Origin of the sequence: Sphingomonas sp. Ant H11 (assembly GCF_000797515.1) — a bacterium.
Lineage (GTDB): Bacteria > Pseudomonadota > Alphaproteobacteria > Sphingomonadales > Sphingomonadaceae > Sphingomonas.
On record NZ_JSBN01000125.1, the window covers coordinates 1 to 3,181 of the forward strand.

At 65.2% G+C, this 3,181-nt stretch carries 5 protein-coding genes; all 5 read left to right on the forward strand.

Features of this window, described 5'->3' with window-relative positions:
- A partial coding sequence (locus NW75_RS18880) for a S26 family signal peptidase (protein ID WP_033966816.1) occupies positions 1-498 on the forward strand: 498 nt, incomplete at its 5' end.
- Positions 486-1,094 (forward strand): lytic transglycosylase domain-containing protein, encoded by a 609-nt coding sequence (locus NW75_RS18885; protein ID WP_033966819.1) that lies wholly within the window; start codon positions 486-488, stop codon positions 1,092-1,094. The genes NW75_RS18880 and NW75_RS18885, both read left to right, overlap by 13 nt.
- Positions 1,095-1,184: 90 nt before the next feature.
- Positions 1,185-1,556 carry a hypothetical protein gene (locus NW75_RS24690; protein WP_156143076.1) on the forward strand — a complete coding sequence of 124 codons (372 nt, stop codon included), beginning with the start codon at positions 1,185-1,187 and terminating at the stop codon, positions 1,554-1,556.
- 260 nt (positions 1,557-1,816) lie between these two features.
- Positions 1,817-2,176 (forward strand): hypothetical protein, encoded by a 360-nt coding sequence (locus NW75_RS18895; protein ID WP_033966822.1) that lies wholly within the window; start codon positions 1,817-1,819, stop codon positions 2,174-2,176.
- 237 nt (positions 2,177-2,413) lie between these two features.
- A partial coding sequence (locus tag NW75_RS18900; RefSeq protein ID WP_033966823.1) for an IS110 family transposase occupies positions 2,414-3,181 on the forward strand: 768 nt, incomplete at its 3' end.

A 3,181-nucleotide genomic window follows, 5' to 3' on the forward strand; every position in this document is an offset into this window, starting at 1 on the left:
CTGCGCCGCCGCGCCGTGTTGCTGGGCGCCGGCATCGGCTGCCTCGGCCTCACGATCGCGCTGCCGCCGCTGCCCCGACTGGTCTGGAACGCGAGCGCCAGCGCGCCGATCGGCCTCTATTCCGTATCGCCCGGCGCGGTGCTCAAACGTGGCGACATGGTGATTGCGTGGCCACCGGCCGAAGCGCGGCACCTGGCCGCGAGCCGCCGCTATCTGCCCTCCAACGTGCCCCTAGTGAAGCGCGTCGCCGGCATTGCCGGAGACACGATCTGCGCGGTGGATCGTGTGGTGACGGTCAACGGCCGACCGGTAGCTATTCGCCGTGCCGCCGATGCAGTTGGCCGTCCGCTGCCCGCTTGGCAGGAGTGCATCCGGCTCGGACCGGGCATGGTCTTCCTGCTCATGGCCGAGACCCCGGACTCGTTCGACGGGCGCTATTTCGGTGCAACGCTGGCGCAGGATGTGATCGGCAAGGCGACCCCGTTGTGGCTACGTTGAAACCGCTCGCGCTTGTCGTCGCGCTGCTGGTCACGACCCCCGCCGCCGCCGATCCGGTCGATCGCTGGCGGGCAGAGATCGCCGAGGCGTCTGCGCGGTTCGGCGTCCCGGTGGCCTGGATCGAGCGGGTTATGCGCGCCGAAAGCGGTGGCCAGACCATGCTTGGCGGGCGTCCAATCACGTCCCGCGCGGGTGCGATTGGCCTGATGCAGTTGATGCCGGCGACCTGGGCGGCGATGCGCGCGGCGCACGGCCTGGGCGGCAATCCCCATGATCCGCACGATAATATTCTCGCAGGCACGGCCTATCTGCGCGCGATGTATGACCGTTTCGGTTATCCTGGATTGTTCGCCGCCTACAATGCCGGTCCTGGCCGTTATGCCGCGCATCTGGCGTCGGACCGTGCGCTTCCGGGCGAAACCCGCGCCTATCTTGCCGAGGTCACGGGCGACCGGCCGAGGGTAACCGGCACCGCGCCCCGACTGTCGACCAGCATGTTTGTTGCCCTCACGACCGCAACGCAGCCTTCCGGTCAAACGGATGCCGACGCGCGGACACCGAGCCTGTTCGTCGCCTTAACCTCGACTTCTCCCTAGCCGAGAATCAGGGGTGCATTAGTGCGGGCGACTGCCGAGGAACCTCTTCGTGTTCGCGCGGCCTTCCGCAGCCTCAACAGCCTGTCCGGCATGGGCGCACTCGTCACCTCGAACCGAACCATCGCGGCAGGCGGCGATGATCTTGCGGGCTTCATCGAGATTGGCGGCGAAATACTGTGTGCCGCGCGGCGCCGCGATCGCAGCCGGGACGAGTCCCGAACCTACGCTCGACGGAGTCGGCGGATCGATGACGGGCCGCAGAACGAACCCGATCGCCAATCCTGCGATCAGCACGACAGAAGAAATGACGATGGATTTACGCTGTACCATGACGACGAAACTCGGCTGACGGTCAACCGTATCATACCAGATTCACTGACTTTTCGCAAAATGCAGATACCGCACAATCGGATGAAGAAGGGTCCAAGGCGGCACGCAATGATCGGCAGCGCGCTGCGGTGAGGTGGGAGGGCTCGTCTCGGCAAGGCCCAGCATGACGGGCGCCGAAGCGGCTGTGCAAGGCCGGCGGCCCCTCCAATTTTGCCGCGAGATAGAGCGTGCTTCGCACGCGCTTTTGTTCGTTCATGCGCAACAAAATCGGTTCCTCCGCCGCCGCTGCGCGGCGCTTCCGGCTTCGCCTCCAGCGGCCCTGACAGCCGCTCCGCCACCCGTCTTTGGAGGGCTGTCCTCAATGAGGAGGATTTCAAGCGAAGGAGGCGATCATGACCATGTTTCAACCCATTGGTGCGGCGTCGGACCGCGTGGTGGCGACGCTCGTGGCAGGGCTCGAAATCGAGTTCGGACGGGGCGCGGGCGAGGCACTGGCGCAGCGGTTTCTGGAGGCCGAGGAGAGCGATTTCCTGTGGGATGCGAGGGCGTCGGAACGTTGGCTCGGGGCGTATGAGAGCATCGACGAAGAGAATTTCGAACTCGATCGGGTAGCGATCGTCGGGCGGTTGGATGGCCGCTGGTTCGTCGCGGTGAGCATCGTCGATGGCGATGGCAACGCGCATGGATTGATGGGGCGGCGCAGCTTCAGGAACGAAGCACAGGCGCGTGAAGCATTCGCAGTCACGCATTGATCGTAGCGTCGGAAACGCCGGGACAGGGTGCCGGACAGGCATCGTGTCGCCGCTCTTTTGCCTCGGCTTGGACGAGATGGCTGGGCTGCAGGATAGCGGAAACAGGCGACAGGAGCGGGTCAGAATGGAGGGCGGCGTAATGCCGCTGTAATTGGGCAGGCGAGCCCAGCGGCAGTATCGTGTGCGGAGACCGAACGGCGAACGAGGTCGCCTGCGGTCAAGCGCAGGAGAAAAGCGATGGAGTATTTTGCCGGACTGGATGTGTCGATCGACGAGACCGCGATCTGCGTGGTCAGCGATGGTGGCGAAACGATGCTGGAAACGTCGGTCCCGACCGACCCGGCCGCGATCGCCACCGCGCTCAAACCTTACGCAGAGCGACTGCGTAGGGCGGGCCACGAAGCGGGCGCTTTGTCGCCTTGGTTGCACCCCGAGCTGTTGGCGGTGGGCGTTCCCGCGGTGTGTCTCGAAACCCGCCACGTCCGTGCCGCGATGAGCGCGCAACGCAACAAGACCGATGCGAAAGACGCGCTCGGGCTGGCACATATCATGCGCACCGGGTGGTTCCGCCAGGCGCATATCAAGACCGAAGCCTGCTACCGGATACGACTGTTGCTGGTCCAACGCCGCAACCTGAAACGCAAGTTCCTCGACCTTGAGAACACCATCCGCCACTCGTTGAAGGCGTTCGGCATCCGGCTCGGCAAGGTCGGGCGCGGCGGATTCGAGCAGGCGGTGCGCGAGGCCGTCGTCGAGGACGCGATGACGGTCGGTCTGATGGACTGCATGTTGCGCGCGCGGGCCGCTTTGTGGGCGGAATACCTCGTCTTGAACAAGCTTGTGGTGCAGCTCGCCATGGCCGACGATCTGTGTCGCCGCTTCATGGCGATCCCTGGCGTGGGGCCGGTCACGGCGCTGAGTTTTAGCGCCGCCATCGACGATCCGACCCGCTTCAAACGATCGCGTGACGTCGCCGCCTACTTCGGCCTGACCTCGAAACGGTGG